We start from the raw sequence: 22,304 nt of genomic DNA on the forward strand, positions 1-22,304 counted from the left end.
GGCTTTTTTGGTATTTGAGCCCTATGCTCTCATGTTGCCACTGACACGCTAAGCTGCGCTTGGGCACGGCTCAGCTAGCTAGCTGGTCAGCTGGCAAGCTGGCCGCAGGCAGCTGCCAGATGGCAGCTGGCATGTGGTTAGGAGCGAGCGTGCGGGTTTTGTTTAAAGAGCTCGTTTACGAGTTTGACCGCTTGTTCGTAGCGCTCTTGGTAGCTACCGCTGATAGAGACGAAGTTCTTGTGATGAGAGGTGAAAAGATCTTTAATCTTTTGGGAGTACTTTTGTCTTTGGGCGGCAATTACTAAGCTGCGATCTCCATCTTGAACAAAGTCAACATCAGGCTCTAAAAATAAGATTAAATCAAAGCGATTTAAGCCATCAATAGCGTCAGATAAGGCTTTATTAAGCTTGGCTTGCGGATCATCAAAAAAGTCGATGTAAAATTGGGTAATTAAGGTGTCAGTGTCCTCAAAAAGCACTTTTTTACCTAAGGTCAGAGCCTCAATTTCGTTCATTTTTTGTCTGAGCAAAATCTCAACAAAGTCCTCACTAATCATCTTTTCGGCAGTACCTGACTTAAAGGACAGTTCACGTCCTGCCTCATCAATATAAGCTGCATTAAAGCGATTCTTTAAATTAATGCTTAAGGTAGATTTACCTGTACTCTCGCCACCAATAATTAATACTTTTTTGGTGTAATAAGGCTTAACCATATCTGGCAACTCATCCCAATGCTCGTAAGGATTTTCTCTAATCTTAGTTGAGCTAATACCATTACGCTTAAAGTAGTAGATTTGAGATTTAGGATAAGCTTTTGCCCAAAAGCTATCTTGATTGTAGTCATCGCCAACAAAGACTACGTCAATTGGTTTACCAATTTGCTCTTGGAGCTTGATAGCATCATTAATAGCAATATCGTCGCTATACTGAGCCTTACTTTCACAGGCATCATAAATAGTAAGAATAGAGACATTGCCAATATGCTTAGTTAACTGGTAGAGCCAGCGATAGCGTAAGAGTTCTGGGATCTCATCTCTTTTAGTACCCACACTAAGCACCAAATAGAGCTCTTTACACATGTTGGCAGCTTGGATAATGGCATCAACATGTCCCATATGTAGAGGGTTAAAAGAACCTCCATAAAGACCTACATTAAATCTCATTATTTTTAGCCTCTTTAGACCAGCGATAATACATGAAGACAGCATTAAGGAAGTACACCATCCACATCAGTAGTACAGCTATATTTTCATTGCCTTGCGCAAAATTAACGCCCCACATAAAGATGGTGGCTGCATTAACTACCATCCATAAGATCCACTGCTCAGCTACACGATATAACGTTAAGATTTGAGCGGTAATAGATAAAATAGTAGTCAAAGAATCTACATAAGGAAGGTTGCCGCCCATATACTTTAAGATGACACCATAAATGCCAATAGCCACTATCGATCCCAAGGCTATAATCAGGCGCTTTTTATTATTCAGATGACGCTTATCAACCTCACCTGTTTCCTTATTGGTATGCTTATTCCAAATATATAAGCCCACAAAATTCATAGGGAAGTAATACAAGGTATTAAGCATTACCTCACCATAGTACTTAGCACCATAAGAAATATAGGCATAGCACAGTACATTAACAATGCCAAAGACAAAGCACACGCTTTTTCCCATACCAGTCAGTACTACGCACCAAACGCCAGTTAGCGCAGCAATAATGCCCAGCAAGGAATCGCCCCAATACAAAGACAGCCCTAAAATTACAGCACTAGCACTAAAGAGCCAAATGGTCTCTCCTTTGCCCCAATTGCTAAACTCACTTTTAAGATAAGCAGTCAAACCTGCGCCCATATTTTTTCTCCTAAGTTTCTAGGCGGGTAAATGACGACCTAAACGTACTTCACATGCCAATAGCTAACCAAAATTCAAACCATTAGCATAATACGCCTGTTAGTTCTTAGCTTAACCATGCCAGCCACTAGCTCCCAGCCTATCCTAGCACAGCCCTGCGTAGGGTAGCGTAGTGTGCTACTGCGTACTGGATACTGCACTAAAGCGCTACGGCACTGTAGATTAGCGTGCTGTAGCGATAGCGAGAGACTAGAAGCCAGACTCTTGCCTTAAGAGATATTAAATTTATGAAAGCTAATACTTCCTAAGGGCTAGGGCACAAGCAAGCTAGCTAGCTAGCTAGCTTGTGAGCTAGCTTGCTTGGTAGCTTGTTACTTAACAACTTGGCTGTAAGCCAAGACTAACTAAGGTCAGTTGAGTTTTAAAAATAGCAAAAAAAATCGGTATAGCATAGTATGCCATACCGATTTTTTTAGTTGAGCTATGTATCCTTAGTAAAAGAATACTTACTTAGCTTAAATTAAACGTACTTAAAGTCGATCTCTTTGATCTTTTGTGACCAGGTAGCAGGGCCTACAGCGTGAATGTTGTTACCCTCAGAGTCAACAGCTACGGTAACAGGCATATCTTCTACCTTGAACTCGTAGATAGCTTCCATACCTAAGTCTTCGAATGCTAAGACACGAGCAGACTTAATAGCCTTGGATACTAAGTAAGCAGCGCCACCTACAGCCATTAAGTAAGCAGCCTTGTGCTTCTTAATAGACTCAACAGCAGCAGGGCCACGCTCTGACTTGCCGATCATGCCAAATAAGCCAGTCTCGGCTAACATGGTCTCAACAAACTTATCCATACGGGTAGAAGTAGTTGGGCCAGCTGGGCCTACTACCTCATCACCTACGGCTGGAACTGGGCCTACGTAGTAGATGAACTTACCCTTGAAATCAACACCATCAGGTAATGGCTCACCCTTAGCAATAAGGTCACAAATACGCTTATGAGCAGCATCACGACCAGTTAAGATGGTGCCATTTAATAATAAGGTGTCACCCATCTTCCAGGTTGCAATTTCTTCCTTGGTTAAGGTGTCTAAGTTAACACGCTTAACATTGTCATTGCCACCTAACTCAATCTCTGGGTAGTCATCTAATGATGGAGGAGTAAAGGTTGCTGGACCTGAACCGTCTAACTCAAAGTCAATGTGACGGGTTGCAGCACAGTTTGGAATAATGGTAGTAGCCTTAGATACGGCGTGGCATGGGTAGCTCTTTACCTTAACGTCGAGCACAGTGGTTAAACCACCTAAGCCCTGAGCACCAATACCAAGCTTATTGATCTTCTCGTAAAGCTCTAAACGGAGCTCTTCATCAGCATTCTGAGGGCCGCGCTTAATTAAATCTTGAATATCAATGTGCTCGTTTAAAGCCTCTTTAGCTAATAAAGCAGACTTCTCTGGAGTACCACCAACACCAACACCTAAAATGCCAGGAGGGCACCAGCCAGCACCCATGTGAGGGATCTCTTGTAAAATCCAATCAACGATAGAGTCAGATGGATTTAACATCTTCATGTGGGTCTTGTTCTCAGAACCACCACCCTTGGCAGCAATAGAAACCTCAACCTTATCGCCCTTTACCATTTCGATATGGACTACAGCTGGGGTGTTATCCTTGGTGTTAACACGCTTGCCTACAGGATCAACTAATACAGACTTACGAAGTGGGTTAGTCTCACAGCAGTAAGCACGACGAGTACCCTCATCAACCATTTCCTGAACGGTCATATCGCCTTCAAAGCGAACGTCCATACCAATCTTAACAAAGCAGGTAACAGCACCAGTGTCTTGGCAAAGTGGGCGGTGACCAATAGCACACATCTTAGAGTTCTTTAAGATCTGAGCAATAGCGGCCTTGGCAGATGGGTTTTGCTCGATCTCATAAGCATGCTTCATGGCATCTAAGAAATCACGTGGGTGATAATAGGAAATGAACTGTAAGGCCTCGTAAATGGAGTCAATGAAATCTTGGTTCTTAATTAATGTTGTCATTAAAAAATTCAGCGTAAAATCTTAAAGCAAAGCTTTAAGCTAGTACGCCTCCTCCTCTTCTTTAAGTTCAGTGAAAACTAGTACGCAGTTAATTTTTAACTAACGACTACCTAAGAGCCTACGGACATCTAAACGCCCTAGTTTGTTGGAGGCTAAATAGCATAGATGATTATAAGCGCAAATGATACTTAATTGCATCTTTTGGCTCACTTTAAGACAAAGTTATTGCAAAAAAACTTGAACTTATACAAAAAATTAAAATTTTTTGCCTTATTTATCTAATAAGTAGTATTACAAGTACTTAATGAGGGGCTACCTAAAACTATCTTTATAAAATTTTGCCAAAAAACCTTGGCTTGAAACCGATAAAAACATATATGCCAAAAAAACTACATTAAGAAAATAAAGGTGTCATTTTGTCTAAACTGACCTTAGTTAATAGCTTTTAAAGCTTTAATTTACGGCATTTTTAATACTTTTATCTTTATGGCACACCAATTGCTAAACTTAAGTTTATCTAGCAAAAAGCATTTTTTGTTAGATATGCTATTATTCACCATCTACAATTAAGAGCTTACTCAAATTTAAGAAGCTCATAGTGCACAGCTGCTGTTAGTTTCTATTTATTAGCAATGCTTTTTCTTAATAATTGGTGCATAATATTTTAAAAAAAGCGCTCCTAAGTCCAATAGTCTTAAGCTAAGTTAAATATATAATTACTTTTAAGTAGCAATTGTGGCAAAATTATAGGTTTCTACTGATCCAAAATAATGGTCACAAACGCTTTTAGGAGCAACTAGGAGTATGCTAAGGCTTGATAAGCTTGGCATCTTTTAATTAAAACAAAAGGGCTTTATATGTTAATTACGATAGCTGTAATCATCATCGTGCTTACAACGTTCATGCTAATTATCTATAACATGTATAGTGATTACATGGCTAAGCGCGAAGAGGACTTGCGTGTTATCTATACTCGCTGCCGCAATATTGTTACTGAGTCAGAAGAATTACTAATTAATCAAAACCAATTACCTTACTCTAAGACTATGGTTTTGATTTTACGTAATCGCATTTTAAGTGCCCTTAAGCGCATGAAGGGCGATCCAAGTGCTCGTGGTATTGAAGATAGAATTGCCGAGCAAATGCGCATTATTGATGATATCAAAGCTAACTACAAAGAAGATTTAGCTTTCCGTAATCCTGAAAATGATAATGTAGCTGTAATGCAGTTACGTACCATTCGTAGATTACGTAAGATTATTCAATCTGAGCTTCGTGCTGGTACTACAGTTGACGTAAACCTTTGCCAAAAAGAAGATCGTCGCTTAAAGTTACTAGTTTTAAAGATTAATATTTCTAACTTAATTCAAAACGTTATTATTATGCGTGATAACCGCCAAGTGGGTTCATGCCGTACCATGATCACCAAAGGCTTAGATGTTATCCGCCGCTCTGGAATTAAAGATAATTGGTTAATGGACAAATCTGATGTGCTAAACCAGATGCTCCACGAGCTTGAAAATCAAGTACGTGAAAAGAGCAAGGAAGAGGTTGAGCGCGTTAATGAGAAGTCTGAAACTGAGTCAGAGTTAGACGAGATTTTCGGCGATAAGAAGAAGTGGTAATCACCACCTAACAAAATTTAGCCCTTTTTTACAGCCCTTGAGCCCAACTCAAGGGCTTTTTGTTGCTATCTTGGCTAAACTTTTTTCTACTCCCTCCCTACTCTCCACTTTTGCAAGCATAAAGCATAAGGTCTACGGCTTATGCTTATGCTTATCCTGCTCCCTTTTTACAGATTAAAGCTCAAAAAAGCCAACCATGTTAGCTTTTATGCGTATTAACTTGTTAGCAATGAACAATTTTAGCCACTAAAACATGAGCACTTAACTGTTAAGAGCTTGAGCGGCTCAGGGCTACAGCTGTAAGCAACAGCTGTAAGCTGTGTAGCTCAGAGCATGAGCAGATTATAGCGTCAGCTACAAGCGTCAGCTGGGGCTGTGCAGCAACAGCGGTAGCTGTTAGCTGTTAAGGGCGTGATTGGGCAGTTTTGAGCTTTCTTGATTGGCGTAGGATAAGAGCAAGAGCTCTTATGAGTGCGTCTAAATCTGGCTATTGGGGATGGTATGGAGAGGTCAAAAAAGAAAGGGCAGATGGCTAGGCTTGATTATGTTAAAGGCAGCGCCCTGAGGATGTAATGTCGATAGGAGGCTGCCTTTTTTGAGTGGGTTGGTTTTAGCTTGCTTTGTGAGATTTAGATAAAGTCAAAGCCTTGAGCCTTTAAGTACTCAATTACGCCAGTTGCTGGAGCTAAAGTGCCCTTGAGCATGGACTTGGAGGAGTTAGTCCAGGTGTCTGAACGCTGGTTGTACTTACGGTTTTGGAAGTACTCATTGACCTTAGCATCGTACTCTTGGAGTTCTTGTTCATTGAATGGATCGTGATATTCCTCATCCATAATAAACCAAGAACGTGGGAGACGAGGTTTTTGTTCCTCTAAGTACTCTTTATCAGGCACACCTAAACATAAGGCTAGCAAAGGAACTACACCTTTAGGCAATTTAAGCATGTCGGATAAAGTCTTAATACCAGCCTTATAGCCACCAATAATTACACCGCCTAAACCAATAGACTCAGCTGCGGTTAAGGCATTTTGACACACTAAGGAGCAGTCATTAAAGCCACCAATTAAGAATCTAAAACCAAAAGGAGGCTTAACATCAGCAATATGCATGAGCTTAGTCATGTCCAAGCAAAATACTAAGAAGTGAGAACACTTAGCAATATGATCTTGCTCGCCAGAGAACTTGGCAATTTGCTCTAGCTTTACAGGGTCTTGCACCTTAATGGTAGTTACAAATTGGTAAAAGCAAGTGCTAGAGGTCTGAGCAATAGCATCCTCAATAGCCCCCATTTGCTCGGCTGTGATTTTTTCACCAGTAAAACGACGAACTGATTGGTGAGACTTAATAGTATCCAATGCGTTCATATTTTTCTCCTAAGGCATCTTTTGCTAAAACAAAAAATACTTCTAACTAAACTAAACTGGAATATGGAAAATAGCATCACGATCAACGCTGCTACATTGAGCTTTATCCAGCATAATGGCATCTAAAATAGTAAGAGCCATCATAGCCTCGGCAATAGGCACAGCTCTAATACCTACGCAAGGATCATGGCGACCCTTGGTTACCAATTCTTTAATCTCATTACCGTACTTATCAATACTCTTACCAGGAGTCATGATAGATGAAGTTGGCTTAAAGGCCATGCGTACTTTGATATCCTGGCCAGTGGCAATACCACCTAAAATACCGCCTGCGTGATTAGATAAAAAGCCATCTTTACTAATTTCATCACGAGATTGTGAGCCTTTCATGGCTGCCATAGCAAAACCATCACCAATCTCAACGCCTTTTACAGCATTAATGCTCATCATAGCGTGAGCCAAGGTAGCATCTAAGCGATCAAATACAGGAGAGCCAGTACCTACAGGAACACCATGGGCACGCACTTCAATAACAGCACCACAGGAGTCTTGGGCTAAGCGCAACTCATCCATATAGTCACTAATCTTAGCAAGTTCTTGTTCATCGCTTGAGGCAAAGTTTAAAGCGTTGTTTAATGCAGCCTTAGCATCATAATTAGTGGTGCTATGAGGGCCAATAGCTGTAACACAGCCATCAATGGTGACCCCAAAGAGCTTTTCGAGCACAGCTTTAGCTACCGCACCAGCAGCTACTCTCATGGCAGTTTCACGAGCAGAAGAGCGACCACCACCACGATAATCACGTACGCCATACTTCATATTGTAAGTATAGTCAGCATGGCCTGGACGGTAAGAGTTCATAATCTCAGAGTAATCTTGAGATCTTTGGGAGGTATTTTCGATAATCAAACCAATAGGAGTGCCAGTAGTCTTACCCTCAAACACACCAGAAATGATTTTTACCGCATCGGCTTCATTTCTTGGGGTACCAAAACGGGTACTACCTGGACGACGGCGATCTAACTGTACTTGGATATATTCTTCGCTAATCTCAACTCCTGGTGGACAGTTATCAATAATACAAGCTAGAGCCTTACCATGGGACTCACCACAAGTAGTTACACAGAAGATGTGACCAAAAGTATTAGCGCCCATAAATATCGTCTTACTCCTAAATTTTCTATATTCTTGAATCTAAATTATTTCAGCTAACCTTGCTGAAAAAGTACGTTCTATATTAGCCCATGCTTATCCTTTATGGGGCAGTTTCAAATTAAGAATGCATTTAATGCGCAGCTTTGGCCATAAAAAAAGGATCTTTTAGCCCTTAATGCACCAAAAAAGCACATAAAGCAACTGTCAGATCCTTTCTTTAGCTATTAAATGTAATTTAACTTAGCGATACTCTTGCTCAAAATAAGGAGCGCATAATTCTAGCTGGTCAGCTGATAATAGGAAAATACCACTACCACCACGCTTTAAATCAATAAAGTGGAAAGGCACATTAGGATAAGTCTCAATGAGATTTTCCTCAGTATTACCTACTTCTACAATTAAAATGCCGTCATCAGTTAAGAAATCACGAGCCTTTAATAAAATACGACGTACACAATCTAAGCCGTCATCTCCTGAGCCTAAAGCCAACTCTGGCTCACGATGGTACTCATCTGGCATAGAAGATAAGTCATAGGCATTAACATAAGGTGGGTTAGCCACAATTAAATCGTACTTATCACCCTGAGGTAAGTTGTCAAAGAGATCACTTTGAATTGGGGTGACTAAATCCTCAAGCTCATAGCCTTCAATATTACGTGCAGCCACTTCAAGGGCCTCAGCACTAATATCTACAGCGTCAACTTCACACTCGCCTTCAAATTGCAGCGCAATAGCAATAGCAATACAGCCTGAGCCAGTACACATATCTAAAACACGCTCAGGACGCTTAGATAAATATGGACGGAACTCATTTTCGATTAATTCAGCTATTGGAGAGCGTGGAATAATTACTCTACGATCTACATAGAACTGGTGACCTGCAAAGAAAGCACGGTGAGTTAAATATGGGGTTGGAATACGATACTTGGTGCGAGCAATTGCCATCTTAGCAATAAGCTCACGCTCACGCTTAGTTAAACGTGAGGTTAATGTCGAGTCATCACATGGAGGCTGTAAGAACATTACTGCTTGAACTAGCTCTAAAGCCTCGTCCCAGTAATTATCAGTTCCATGGCCCACATAAACTCCATGCATGGAGAATAGTGATACTAAGTAGCGCACTACATCTTGAACAGTGTAGAGCTCCTCTACCATAGTATTAATCACATCCTCATTACTTGGTAAGTGATAAAACTCTTCATCAATAGGAGCAATAATGGAGTCAATCAAGCTCTCAGACTCAGCAGTATGAGCATTAAGATCACTTGTATCAACTATTTCGTTTTGTGCGGTCATTAAAATGATTATCGGCACCCCTAACTAAGCTTGGACACAATAACAATAATGTTATTACACCACTTTAAGATAGAGCACCGCCTCCGTTGTAAATCTCAAAAATAAAACAATAGTACTGACTATATTAAGAGTTTTACTAAAGATCAACCATGGAAAGTTAAACTTGCTAAAAAAATTGTTAAACCACTGATACATGAGCGTTTTTGGGACAGCTCAAATGACCTGAGGTTTATCTAAAAAAGACAAGGCTTGGTAAAGCGATAGCAAAGAGACAAAAAAGCTTGATGAGACAGGATAGTTCAATCGGCAGGTAGGACTTTTACGCCAACAGCAGCTCTGAAAGCACTGACAAACTAAAAGCTTGTTCTATTGGCGTGGTTAGCAATGACTATTCTTTTAGCTTAGTAGCGTCCTAATGCTACTAAGCTAAATAAAATGGCTTGCATATTACTCCTTAGCGCTATTATTTGTAATGCACATCTAAAGTACGTGAAGAGGCTAAGAAAGAAGCAATCAACTTATTGACCTCACGACCAATAAGCTTTTCGCTCTCGCTACAATTGTCATCAATAATGACCTTTCCACCATCAAAAGTAAAAGTTCCTTTAGATTCAACAATAAATTGTCCCTTAAAGAAAGAAGCAACATGCTTAGCAATCATTAATGGCGCATATTTTCTAAAAGTACGCATAGACGCACAACTCCCGTTTAGTCTGTGTGTATTTGAATCTTATCGTTGCAAAATTAAATTTGCATTAAATTGGAGCGTTGTTTTGATTTGCCAATGAAAAAAATAAATTTTTTTCCTCACTGACGGTGAAGTAATTTTCAATTAAGCCAAAAATAAAGCATGTGACAATTTCTTGTTCACAAAATTATTAAATCAGGATAAATAAGCTACTCCTGATAAGTTAATTATCAAAAATTAGTCCGCACAAGGCAATACGAAAAATTCAAATATGAGGGTAAAAAACCAGCAAGTTTGCAACATTGAGCACGTGCTCACAATTTGGGAAAAATAATGAATTTTGCACAATTTTTTCATATTTCTACCAAATATACACACTATTTTCTAAATAAGCCTTAGTAATTTTCAATGTTGGCACACTTTTTAAGTTCAGTATCTATTTTAACATTTAAATTCAGATAAGATCAGACATGTGTGGCAAATTTGGCATTTATTTTTACATATCTAGTAGACACAAAATTTTTAACATCATTTTTTTCTTACATACTAATATGCATAGCAAGCACTATTTAATATAAGAGCCATCTAACCTCACCAACTGAAATACCAGAGCTCACTGTGCTTAATAAGCTACTGTGTAATCTTGCACCGCCCCTATCATTAAAAAGTACTATTTAGCTCCACTTTTACTAACCAAAAGTACCATTTTTATGGCACACATTCAGACCATTTATCCCTTGTTTATAAATCCACTTTATTAGCACCATTTATTAATAGCCTCAAAAAAATCATTGCTCAAACATCCTTTACTCACACCAGCCTAGGCCAGCCCAAGCTCAGCTTGTGTCGCTTAGTAGCAATTAAGCAATAAGCAAGGCCATAAAGCCCAGATGCCACCAGCTACAGCAATGATGGCTTCTGCTTTGAGCGCTAGCTCTAGCGCTAGCGCTGGTAGTGTATAAGGCTAAGGCAATGACAATGGCATTAATGCAGAAAACTAAAAAGCTTAATATTTGGGCCAGGGCATCTGCTCAGTAGTTTGTCATTAAGCTTGGAATTGATTGTTTGATTAGTTGATTGTTTCGTTTGTTTGTTGGTTGGTTGGTTGCTATTTATGCCTAGCTCTTAGGTGGCTAAGTAGAAGCCCACCATTGCTAAGCCGAGCTTTATTTTGCTTGGATAGCTGAGTTTTACTGGCTAGCCCAAGCAAGATGGGCTAAGCCAAGATGGGGAAATAGAAGGGAAGTTTTTAGCTTTTAGCTTGTTGCTGTAGCAGTTCTGAGGCTGTATAGCAGTACAGCAGTCGCAGGCACTGGTACTGGCAATTGGGCTTAAGCTTGGCTTAAGCTTTGGCTTAGATGAGCTGGTTTTCACATGTTGGGTCATAAAAGGCTTGTGGTTTAAAGCGATCTTGATCTGCTTCCTTTTGTAAGACCATGGCAGCAGCTGTATAGAAGCGTGGCACCTCTTGGGAGGTATAGCCAAAAGTATAGCTAAGATTGATGACCTGAGGGATGTGTGACACTAAGAGAATATTGTCATCAGGATTAGCAATGGTGCAAATATAGTCATAGACCATTTGGGCATCACCTGATGGGGAGAGTTCATTTAATAATTCAATTTCAGGTATGTTGCGGCCACGTAATAGTGAGCGAACTATATTAGCTGTTTGAATGGCTCTTTGCTTAGGTGAGCTAATGATTTTGGTGATAGGAATATGAGAAACTAATTTCATTCCTGTAATTTTAGCTTCTTGTTCACCACGTATACTTAAAATACGATCTCCGCCGCTAAATACAGCATCACCATGTCTCATTACGATAACTCTCACCTTACGCTCCCCATAAATAAAAATCTAAACCTAAACGCTAATTGATTGAGTTTAAGATTCTAACAAAAAAAGAGCACTCTAACTTACAAGAGCTCATAGCTTTGTTGATCAAGATCACTTTGGTAGGCATGTTCTTAGTATAAATTAAGTTTTACGCATTACTAGTATGGCACAAGAAAAAAGCACAATTTTCCCTTGCTATCATAGTCATTATGGCCCAAAAAAAGCTATAATATTGACATTGCAATGAGCGATATTTTCGGACTTTTTAACCGTTTAGCCAATTTTTAGATCAGTTCTACTTCAAGTTTTTTAGCGCTTAGGGCCAATCTCCTATGCCAGCCAAGACTGATATTTCTTGTACTAATGTGTTTGCTTAATTTCTTTTGTTTTTCGGATCTTCAACTCTGTATCGATTTAGATAGAGTAAGTTTTTATGTCACAGCATAGCAACAACTTAAAGTCTTCAGGAACAACTACCAAAGCTAATCAAAGTAATAAATACATTACTTTAAAGAGCTTACGTAATCTACGTTCTTGGTTTAGAGATGCTTCTTCTCAAGATATCAATGATGTTATTAAGCAGCTTGAACATTTAAGAAGAGAGAAGATTAAACAAGAAGAAGAGGACAATATTAGAAACTTACGCTTTAAAGAAATGTGGGAACATTATGCCGCCCAAGGCTATAGTGCCCGCATGTACTTAGGCCTTGATCCCCAAGAAGTACTCAATGCCTTAACTGACCATCTTAGCTGCCGCTTGCGTCGCATTCATAGTGCTCGTGTAAAGTATCGCTACCACGATCTTGATGGCAACTTATGTGAGTGGTCAGGGCAAGGCCGTGAGCCACGCAAATTAAAGGAATTGCTTGAGGCTACAGGCAAAAACAGAGATGATTTTCTGGTTAAAAATGAGCAGCTAAATGATGCCTTTTTAACTCAGGAGGCTTTTGTTCGTTTAAGTGAGAGCATTGATCATAAGCAAAGCCTCTTCCAAAAAGCAGAACTTCACCGCCCTAAGCGCAAAGAAAACAAACAACCAATAGAATTAGCAGAAAAACTTGCTTAACACGAGCAAGCTAAAAACTAAAAGGCCAACTATCAATATAGCTGGCCTTTTTTAATTATGCGTCTCAACAATACTCTTACAATATGCCATTACGCTTTGCTAAAGCTTGATAGAGCTCAGCATTAATCGATTTTAAAACAGCGCAAGGCTCTTCGGCACGAGTAATAGGACGACCAATTACTAAGTAATCAGAGCCAGCTTGCACAGCTTCAACTGGGGTCATAACTCGCTTTTGATCGCCTAAAGCAGCGCCAGCAGGACGAATACCAGGGGTTACAGTAATAAAGTCAGAGCCTAACTCTTGCTTAATTAAAGCGGCCTCTTGAGCAGAGGATACTACACCATCAAGACCAGACTCTTTTACTAAACGAGCTAAGCGTAGTACTTGCTCTTTAGGGCTTACATTAATGCCAATATCATTTAACTGAGCTTGATCCATGGAGGTTAGCACAGTTACACCAATCACAATAGGACGAGTATTGGCATTAGGTAACTTATCAAGCTCATTGCGCACAGTTTCCATCATGACACGACCGCCAGAAGCGTGCACATTTACCATCCATACACCTAAGCTAGCAGCTGCCTTAATAGCCTGAGCAGTAGTATTAGGAATATCGTGGAACTTTAAGTCTAAGAACACACGGAAATTGAGATCAACTAATTTAGAAACAAATTGTGGGCCTGCAATAGTAAAAAGTTCTTTACCTACTTTAAGATTACAAGTGCTTGGATCAAGCTGAGAGACAAAATCTAGAGCCGCTGCATCATTGTCATAATCAAGAGCAACAATGACCTTAGGATCGAACATATTATTTTCCTCTTTGGTAGGTACACAGTCTATCTAAAGTACAAGCTTTCCCTTTTAGATTTGGTGCGCACAATTGATAAAGCAATTGGTCAATTATACTATGTTTTGCTAAAAAACTTTGCTCTACCGCCTAAGATTTGGCTTTTTATCCCTAATGGGCAGGGACTACCAGAGCATGCGTCAGCGCAGGCGCAGCCCCACTAGCTCAGGCGCAAGCTGCTAGCGCTGGCGCAAGCCTGAGCCTTGGCCTAGCGCCGCATCAGCACCTGCACCAGCATCCGCGTCTGGTTGCAGACGCAGGTGCAGGTGCTGGGGCGGATGCCGTGCTTTAGGAATTGGGGTAATTGACTGGAGCGGTGCTAGTCGCCGTCGATGGAGTGCTTTACTCTGATGGAGTCGAAGTGGCGGCATGATGGGCATTGCCAGAACATCATAGAGGATTCAAAACCACAATTTACGCAACTATAAGTTGCATGCAAGGCTATTTGAGCATCAACAATACTTTTAAGCTGCATAATGGTTTCACTTTGCCCCTCTTGATTAGGGTCTTTAGATCTCATACCCATATAACAAGAAAAGAGCTTAATATTAGGTCGCTCTTTAATATAACCTAGTAAAAACTCTTGAGCTTGGCTGCGTGATTCATAAGTTTCTAAATACTTACTTAAGGCAATAATAACAGCAGCGCTTTTGGTCTTAGAGGTAAGCTCCTCAAGCGCCTTTTTATATTGTTCATTAACTTGCCCTGCAAAACAGCGCTCAATTAAGTCTAAACAAAAGGTACCTGTAGCCTTGTCTATGCTAGAGATTTGCGAAACTAGTTCTAAAACCTTGGACTGATAGCCACTTTTGCGCTCTTTAATTAAGAGATCAGCCTTCATTAAACGAGCACGAATAGATTGAGGGTGAATAGTTAAAGCATGCTCTAAAAGTTTAAATGCTTCTTTAAGATTATTATCTAATATGGCTTTTTGTGATAACTCACAATAGTACTGTGCTAAATGACTAAGGTAGCTTTGACTTAAAACATCTTGATTGTTTAAGCCAATTTCTAGTGCTTTGTTATAGTCACGCTCTTGCTCATAGAGTTTTACTAAAAGCTGAGCTGAGCTTTTTCTTTGGCGTGGGATTTCAATTAAATCTAATAAAATAGCCTCAGCACGATCAAGCAAGCCTGCACTCATAAAATCACAAGCTAACTCAATTTGAGCTAATTCATTTTCATAAGGCTCTGATTGTTCATCATTAGCTAAAGTAGTATGTAATGAAATAGCCTTATCTACCTCGCCTCTTTGTCTAAAGAGATTGCCTAAAGCTAGAGAAGATTCAAAAGTTGGATGGGCCGAGTCCAAATAAGCAATAAACTCGTCCATAGCTTGTTCTTTTTTATTATTTAAGAGGAAATCCACTCCTCTTAAATAGTTTTGTGTTTGCTCGGTCTTTTTACTGGCGTGCCTATCCTTATAGGAGTTTTTTCCCATATAGTAACCATAGGCAGCTGCAATCGGAAGCAGTAAAAAGAGTAGTTCAAACATAAATATTTAGTCTAGAGCTCTATATATTGTCCTAACAAATACAAAGCCGCTGTCTTTAAAGATTAATCTTTAATTTGGCAGCGGCATTAATGTTAAACAAATAAGATAAGATTATTGAGCATCAGCAGTTTTGGCCTGGCTAGCCTCTTGAATAGCTTTTTGTGCTTCTTTCTTAATACGCTTAGTTTCGCTCTTAGCGCCTTGAGCACGAGCCCACATCTTTACAGAGAAGAGCATTGAGATGTAAAGACCAATGATAATACCAACTACTATACCTACAACCATAACCATGGCTAAGGATAGATCAGCCTTTACAAATAAGAAATCGAAAGTAACCATGGCCTCATTAGCAGATCCAATGGTTAAACCTAAAACACATAATAAAATCAAAACAATGATGTAAAGCCAAAACTTTAACATATGGACACCCATTCTTAAAAAACCTATTGGCTTTATAGCCTATTGGGGCATTATAGCAAAAAAATTTACTATCAAGCCCTATTACATCATACAAGCTCTGCACGGTTCACACTTTTATAATTTATTGTCAAACCTTGATAAGCAATTTAACATCTCAAACTAGCATATTATTCAGGCAAGATTCCTATTCTTACTTAACTGTAAGATTCATGATATTTTTTGTACCTAGATATTTAGCTTAGCACTAGTTTAGTTTTAGCTTATACTAAGAATATTCTTGATTATATATAGCTTGGCTAAGCTTTGACTCATTGACAATAGTCTAAATATTTAGGAACTTAACATTAATACTTAATTGACGATAGTTAAGTCAAAGCAGAGTTTGTTTATTTTGCTTATCTTTCCCTAGCTATTAAGGAGCATTTATGGCCATTAGATCATCTGCACAAGAGATTGAGACTTTCAAAGCTAATCTCGATCTGTTAATGCCATATCATGATCATCAATTGCTCAATACTATAGCTAAGGGACTATATACCAGTTCAGATTTTACTTATGGTGAAATTAAGGGCTTGAGCAAAGCCATAGTGATTAATCGCATCCAAATGTACTCTCGTCATAATGTACAAGAGGAGTGCAAACTCTTATGCTCACATTTACCTTTAGCCAAGGTTTACCAAATCCCTGTATGTCAAAACACTATTGATGAAGTTGAATACAGCCTTTTCCCTAATCGTAAGGCCATTAGAGAGCAAGCTAGAGCACAATACTTACAAGAAAGTATAGTTAACGATGAAATTTTATCTAATACTATTAAGCCCTCACAGGTGGACACCAGTGACTTTCCTGAGCTCTCTCAAGGCTTAGTTATTACTAATGCCTCCGATGAGGCTTTTGCTCCTCAAAGAGAAGATCCGCCTAAAGTTACCATTTATGGCGTAGCTGCTGCTCATGTTGTTGAGTATTTAACTAACCTTTACCCTAATCTGGAAATTAACGTAGTAGTTTTAAATCCAGAGATTACGGCTATTATGCTAAGTTTAGACCCTCTTATGGGTAAAAGATTAGCACATAAAAATGTCCATTTAATTGAAGGTCAAGATGACACTCCTATCTTTAATAATAGAGTAGTCTTATTACCTGAGTTAATGTTGGTTCCACAATTTAACGCCCGTTTAAAACAACGCTTGTTATTTAATATGGAGCGCAACTATAACAGTCTCATCTCTAATAAAAAGCAGCGTAATCTTAACCAACTAATTGCGCAATATAACTATCCGAACACTATCAAAGCACCACAGCTTACTAGCGATGTTATAAAAACCAGTGAAGAAATAGCCTTAGTATTTCCTGGAGCTAGTTTAGAGGATAGTTTTGATCGTTTGTGCGAGTTAAAAAATCAGGGCGCTTGTGTTATTGCCTCTGATACTGCCTTACCTTTTTTAGAAAAGAAAGGTTTATCACCTAATATAGTTGTTTCAAATGATATTGGCATTTATAAAATGGCAGGAGACAACAATATTCTGCCTGGCCAATTTTTTATGAAAAAGCACTTTTATGATCAGAGCACTTTAATTTACAACTCTAAGACGCATCTGCTCATCCCTGCTTTATTTAGCGGTAATAAGTATATTATTTATACTAATGATATGCACCGCTTAGAAATCCCTAAGATGGATAATGCTATTACAGATTTGGACATTACCTTATCCAACTCTAGCTTAATGATTTCATTAGCCATTAAGATGCAGCCACAAAGAGTTTATTTGTTTGGTTTAGACACTGTGGCTCGTAAAGATAGCTTTTATGCAGGCTTTGATGATCAGGTAGTAAGTTACTTAGTTGCCCCTACTGATCTTAGTGATGTTGTGGATTGTAATGATGGCCGTGTTAGAAAGGCTTCGCACAAGTTTACCGCCTCTAGATTGCATGTAGAGGAAATGGTTGAAAGCAACGTCCATATTGAGTTTATTAATTGCTCTCCATTTGGGGCCATTATTAAGGGCTGTACTTTAGATTTAGGCTCAAAATTCAATGTAGATTACTCAAACTACCAAACCCTAATCTAAGAGCTTCCCTAGACTGAGCTTGATTGTAGCTCCAGGCACAAGAGCACCAGCCATAAAGCTAGCGCTAGCGTTAGCGCTAGCGCTATGGCTAGCGCCATGGCGCAAGGTCTGGCCTTTGGCCAGGAGCGAGGCGCTAGCCTTGTGCCTGGGCTAAAAAAAAACAAAAGGACTATTACTAGTCCTTTTGTTTTTTTAGAGCTTTGGTGAGGCTACTTTTTCAAAGATGCTTCGTATTCTTTAAAAGATTGCACGCCTAAAATTCTCTTGGCGTTCTCTTCACGCTCAGCAGTTGGAGTTTGAGTATCTTTTAACTTATAAGGAATACCCATCTCTTCATACTTAAAGGCACCAAAAGAATGGTAAGGTAAGACTTCAATGCGCTTTACATTGCTCAAGGTCTTAATAAAGTCACTAAGCTGAGTTAAATAAACGTCATCATCGGTATAGCCAGGTACTAATACGTGACGGATCCAGACATCTTTGTGTAACTCATCTAAGTACTTAGCACAATCTAAAATATTCTCATTAGGAAGGTGAGTTAATTCAATGTGCTTTTCATTATTAATGTGCTTTAAATCGAGCATGATCAAGTCGGTATACTTCATCAACTCATTAAACTTTGATAAGAAAGGCTCTTCACGAGTAAAAGGTGCACCACAAGTATCAATGGTAGTATGAACACCCTCTTGCTTTAAAGCTTTAAAGAGCTCAATCATAAAGTCGATTTGTAATAATGGCTCACCACCAGAGCAAGTAACACCACCATCCTTACCCCAATAAGTACGATAGCGTAAGGCCTGCTTAACAATTTGCTCTACTGTCTTTTCCTCACCTGCTTCCATTTTCCAGGTATCAGGATTGTGACAATATAAGCAGCGCATCTTACAACCTTGTAAAAACACTACAAAGCGAATGCCTGGGCCGTCAACAGAACCAAAGGTTTCAAAAGAGTGAATACGTCCAGTGGCCATTATTTTCTCCACAAAAAACCAAATTTAAGCCAAGTTTCAAGACATATATATGCTTGCACTTGGCTAAACACCCCAATCTTACCGTCAGGAAAGCTTGCTCTTAGCAGGCTGCTCTGAGCAGCTTGCTGCGACAGTTTGCAGCTACAGCCTGCCGCTACAGCTTTATATTTATAGCTTGCTGCTAGAGCTAACGGCTTGCACGCAAGCTGTTAGCTTGGCTTGGCTTAGCCAATCCTGGCTAGCCTAGCTTGGCTGTAGGGGTAGATGGGTTGGGGGGATGATATTACGTAAAACTTACAACAAGAGCATAGCAAGATTTGGCAGCTATGTCTGTGAAGATATTTTCCAATAAATAAAAAAGGGCGACCATTTTTGGCCGCCCCTTTTTTATATTAACAGCCTCAAGCTAATTTAAGCTATTGGGGCGTTAACTTTTCATTACATGCTCTTGTGGCAAGTACGTGAAATAACGTCTAACTGCTGCTCACGGGTTAAGTCGATGAACTTAACAGCGTAGCCAGATACACGGATGGTGAAGTTTGCGTACTCAGGCTTCTCTGGGTGCTCCATAGCGTCGATTAACTTTTCGGTACCGAATACGTTAACGTTCAAGTGGTGAGCGCCCTGCTCGAAGTAACCATCCATAACTTGTACTAACTTAGTAGTACGCTCGCCAAGGTCGTGACCTAAAGCATCTGGAGAGATGGTTTGAGTGTTAGAAATACCATCTAATGCATACTCATATGGGAGCTTAGCAACAGAGTTTAAGGAAGCTAATAAACCGCTCTGCTCAGCACCGTAAGATGGGTTTGCACCTGGGCTTAATGGCTCACCAGCCTTACGGCCATCAGGTAAAGAACCAGTTGCCTTACCATAAACTACGTTAGAAGTAATGGTTAAGATAGAGGTGGTTGGCTCAGAGTCACGGTAGGTGTGGAACTTCTTAATCTTGTTTAAGAAGGTCTTTAATAACCATACAGCTAACTCGTCAGCACGGTCATCATCGTTACCGTAACGTGGGAAGTCACCCTCGGTCTCGTAGTCAACTACGATGCCCTGCTCATTACGGATGGTCTTAACCTTGGCGTACTTAATAGCACATAAGGAGTCAACTACGTGTGAGAAGCCAGCGATACCAGTTGCGAAGGTACGACGTACATCAGTATCGATTAAGGCCATCTCAGCAGCCTCGTAGAAGTACTTGTCGTGCATGTAGTGGATTAAGTTGAGCACGTTAACATATAAGCCAGCGAGCCAATCCATCATGTCGTTGTAACGCTCCATAACCTCGTCATAGTTTAAGTACTCAGAGGTAATAGGACGTAACTTTGGACCTACCTGAACTAAGGTCTTCTCATCAACACCACCGTTGATTGCGTAAAGCATGCACTTAGCTAAGTTAGCACGAGCACCGAAGAACTGCATTTCCTTACCAGTCTCAGTTGCAGATACGCAGCAGCAGATTGAGTAATCATCGCCCCAGATTGGACGCATTACATCATCGTTCTCGTACTGTACAGAAGAGGTAATGATAGAAATCTTAGCAGAGTAATCACGGAAGCCCTGTGGTAAGTTCTTAGAGTAAAGAACAGTTAAGTTAGGCTCTGGAGCTGGGCCCATGTTCTCTAAGGTGTGTAAGAAACGGAAGTCGTTCTTAGTAACCATGGAACGGCCATCCATGCCGATACCTGCCATCTCTAAGGTAGCCCATACTGGATCGCCAGAGAATAACTGGTTGTAAGATGGGATACGAGCAAACTTAACCATACGGAACTTCATAACGATATGGTCAACAAGCTCCTGAGCCTCACTCTCGGTTAAGGTACCGTCTTGTAAATCACGCTCAATGTAGATGTCTAAGAAGGTGGAGATACGACCTACGGACATAGCAGCGCCATTTTGAGTCTTGATGGCAGCTAAGTAGCCGAAGTATAACCACTGGAAGGCCTCACGGGCATTCTTAGCAGGACCAGAGATGTCGTAACCATAAGTGGCAGCCATCTTCTTCATCTCAGCTAAAGCACGGATCTGCTCGGAGATCTCCTCACGCTGACGAATGATGTCATCAGTCATGATGCCACAACCGCAGTTTGCTAAGTCTTCCTTCTTCTTAGCAATTAAGAAATCAATACCGTATAAGGCAACACGACGGTAGTCACCAACGATACGACCACGGCCATAGGTATCTGGTAAACCAGTAATGATCTTGTTCTTACGAGCAGCACGCATCTCTGGAGTGTAAGCATCGAAAACGCCTTGGTTGTGGGTCTTACGATACTCGTTGAAAATCTGCTCGTACTTCTCGTTTGGAGTGTAGCCGTAGGTGGTGCAGGCCTCTTGAGCCATCTTGATGCCACCGTATGGCATGAAAGCACGCTTTAAAGGCTTGTCAGTTTGTAAACCAACAACCTTTTCTAAGTCCTTAGTACCCTCACCAATGTAGGCTGCGCCGTAAGCATTGATACCAGAAACAATTTCAGTTTCCATATCGAGAACGCCACCCTTGGCACGCTCTTGCTTTTGAAGATCCTGTAAGATGCCCCAAAGCTTGTCGGTGTTTTCGGTAGCTGGAGCTAAGAAGGACTCGTCACCATTATATGCAGTGTAGTTAGATTGCACGAAGTCACGAACATCAATTTCGTCAACCCAGTGAGTACCCTTAAAACCACGCCATTCTGCTCTCATAAACATCTCCTGTGAGAATATTTCAGAAACTTAGAAAACTTTCACTTAATTTGCTATCTACAAAATACAAATTAATGTTAAAAGTGTGAACCAAATCAAATCGAACGACGCTATTATTCAACGCACCCTTACTAAAAACAAGCATTAACTAACAAATTTTTTAAAATTCAAATGGGATATTTTTGAGCTCAAAAATCCCCTAAAAATGGCCTACGAATCGCTATTTATGTGTTATCTAGCTTGTTTATTCATAACTGTGGTCAATGGTGATTTTTTTAACTTTAACAAAAATTGCTCTTGTGCCATTGTTTAATTGAGCTCTATCTAAATTACGATAAATAAAGGCTTTTAAGGTTATATCCCCTCTTGTCTAGATATGTAAAATTTTGATTATTGCGCAAAATTTGCAGCAAATTGCTCGTTATAAAAAATCTTTTATTTAAATAAGATCTTTAATAAATGCTATTTATTAATAAAAACAGCCCTTTTCCCCCACTATAATCCCTTATATAAGCCATTTATAGCAATTGACAGTCTTAAGAGTTCCCCAAATTTAGGGGTTTTACCAAGCAGTTAAAGTGATCAAAATGCGCATAACTTTCCCAAAATTCATGATTTTTTTAGCATCTTTAGTAATTACCTAAGTAAATTTTTGTTAGTCGCAGCTAACCTAGAGCAAAAATACCGTGTATTTGGTGTTTATAAAGCTTGTCGACTGCCATTTTAGTTAGCTTATTTTCGTCATAAAGATGAGCAATCTTTGCAAGAAGAGCCATAAACTTATCTAAGTTAAATTTTTAGTAATTTTTTATAAGTTTTTCTAATATTGGTTTTTTTAAAATTATGAAAATTTTGCCTTTTATGGCACTAAAGACATCACCCAACAT

General features: G+C 39.7%; 16 protein-coding genes. 3 read left to right on the forward strand and 13 right to left on the reverse strand.

All coding sequences use genetic code 11. The features are described from left to right. Positions 1 to 137 precede the first annotated feature (137 nt). From MXE38_RS04650 to MXE38_RS04660, 3 genes are all read right to left on the reverse strand, one after another. The gene (locus tag MXE38_RS04650) at positions 138 to 1,163 is read right to left on the reverse strand and encodes an AAA family ATPase (RefSeq protein ID WP_246912582.1); all 1,026 of its coding nucleotides are present in this window, start codon (positions 1,161 to 1,163) and stop codon (positions 138 to 140) included. Further along, positions 1,153 to 1,854, reverse strand: a complete 702-nt coding sequence (gene pnuC, locus MXE38_RS04655) for a nicotinamide riboside transporter PnuC (protein WP_246912585.1) — start codon at positions 1,852 to 1,854, stop codon at positions 1,153 to 1,155. Before pnuC ends, MXE38_RS04650 begins: the two co-directional genes overlap by 11 nt. A 520-nt stretch (positions 1,855 to 2,374) precedes the next feature. Next, entirely contained in the window at positions 2,375 to 3,901 is a 1,527-nt protein-coding gene (locus MXE38_RS04660; protein ID WP_246912595.1) for a fumarate hydratase, read from the reverse strand. A 902-nt stretch (positions 3,902 to 4,803) separates the two neighbouring features. Between MXE38_RS04660 and MXE38_RS04665 the strand changes: the two genes are divergently transcribed. Then, a complete protein-coding gene (locus MXE38_RS04665) occupies positions 4,804 to 5,526 on the forward strand; it encodes a hypothetical protein (protein ID WP_246912597.1) in 723 nt (240 codons plus the stop codon). A gap of 629 nt (positions 5,527 to 6,155) precedes the next feature. On the opposite strand, the gene MXE38_RS04670 is transcribed toward MXE38_RS04665, so the two are convergent. The 5 genes from MXE38_RS04670 to MXE38_RS04690 form a co-directional block, all read right to left on the reverse strand. Continuing rightward, entirely contained in the window at positions 6,156 to 6,890 is a 735-nt protein-coding gene (locus MXE38_RS04670) for a nitroreductase family protein (protein ID WP_246912600.1), read from the reverse strand. Between the two features lie 51 nt (positions 6,891 to 6,941). After that, entirely contained in the window at positions 6,942 to 8,045 is a 1,104-nt protein-coding gene (gene aroC, locus MXE38_RS04675; RefSeq protein ID WP_246912603.1) for a chorismate synthase, read from the reverse strand. A 240-nt stretch (positions 8,046 to 8,285) separates the two neighbouring features. Next, positions 8,286 to 9,200: a 50S ribosomal protein L3 N(5)-glutamine methyltransferase gene (prmB, locus tag MXE38_RS04680; protein WP_246912649.1), complete on the reverse strand. Its 915-nt coding sequence runs from the start codon at positions 9,198 to 9,200 to the stop codon at positions 8,286 to 8,288. A 604-nt stretch (positions 9,201 to 9,804) separates the two neighbouring features. After that, entirely contained in the window at positions 9,805 to 10,032 is a 228-nt protein-coding gene (locus MXE38_RS04685) for a DUF1107 family protein (RefSeq protein WP_246912605.1), read from the reverse strand. Positions 10,033 to 11,383: 1,351 nt separating this feature from the next. Next, entirely contained in the window at positions 11,384 to 11,860 is a 477-nt protein-coding gene (locus tag MXE38_RS04690) for a histidine phosphatase family protein (protein WP_246912607.1), read from the reverse strand. 436 nt (positions 11,861 to 12,296) lie between these two features. Between MXE38_RS04690 and MXE38_RS04695 the strand changes: the two genes are divergently transcribed. Continuing rightward, positions 12,297 to 12,929: an H-NS family nucleoid-associated regulatory protein gene (locus tag MXE38_RS04695; protein WP_246912609.1), complete on the forward strand. Its 633-nt coding sequence runs from the start codon at positions 12,297 to 12,299 to the stop codon at positions 12,927 to 12,929. A gap of 76 nt (positions 12,930 to 13,005) precedes the next feature. On the opposite strand, the gene pyrF is transcribed toward MXE38_RS04695, so the two are convergent. The 3 genes from pyrF to MXE38_RS04710 form a co-directional block, all read right to left on the reverse strand. Then, the gene (gene pyrF, locus MXE38_RS04700) at positions 13,006 to 13,737 is read right to left on the reverse strand and encodes an orotidine-5'-phosphate decarboxylase (RefSeq protein WP_246912611.1); all 732 of its coding nucleotides are present in this window, start codon (positions 13,735 to 13,737) and stop codon (positions 13,006 to 13,008) included. 359 nt (positions 13,738 to 14,096) lie between these two features. Then, positions 14,097 to 15,218, reverse strand: coding sequence for a hypothetical protein (locus MXE38_RS04705; protein WP_246912613.1), 1,122 nt, complete (start codon positions 15,216 to 15,218; stop codon positions 14,097 to 14,099). A gap of 165 nt (positions 15,219 to 15,383) precedes the next feature. Further along, positions 15,384 to 15,692, reverse strand: a complete 309-nt coding sequence (locus MXE38_RS04710) for a lipopolysaccharide assembly protein LapA domain-containing protein (protein WP_246912615.1) — start codon at positions 15,690 to 15,692, stop codon at positions 15,384 to 15,386. Positions 15,693 to 16,117: 425 nt separating this feature from the next. Between MXE38_RS04710 and MXE38_RS04715 the strand changes: the two genes are divergently transcribed. Then, positions 16,118 to 17,761, forward strand: a complete 1,644-nt coding sequence (locus tag MXE38_RS04715; RefSeq protein ID WP_246912627.1) for a 6-hydroxymethylpterin diphosphokinase MptE-like protein — start codon at positions 16,118 to 16,120, stop codon at positions 17,759 to 17,761. Between the two features lie 209 nt (positions 17,762 to 17,970). On the opposite strand, the gene pflA is transcribed toward MXE38_RS04715, so the two are convergent. Next, complete coding sequence (gene pflA, locus MXE38_RS04720) at positions 17,971 to 18,732, reverse strand: pyruvate formate-lyase-activating protein (RefSeq protein ID WP_246912630.1); 762 nt, start codon at positions 18,730 to 18,732, stop codon at positions 17,971 to 17,973. 438 nt (positions 18,733 to 19,170) lie between these two features. Beyond that, entirely contained in the window at positions 19,171 to 21,417 is a 2,247-nt protein-coding gene (pflB, locus tag MXE38_RS04725) for a formate C-acetyltransferase (protein ID WP_246912643.1), read from the reverse strand. Positions 21,418 to 22,304: the final 887 nt, after the last annotated feature.

Source organism: Anaerobiospirillum sp. NML120448, assembly GCF_023050945.1.
Taxonomy (GTDB): domain Bacteria; phylum Pseudomonadota; class Gammaproteobacteria; order Enterobacterales; family Succinivibrionaceae; genus Anaerobiospirillum.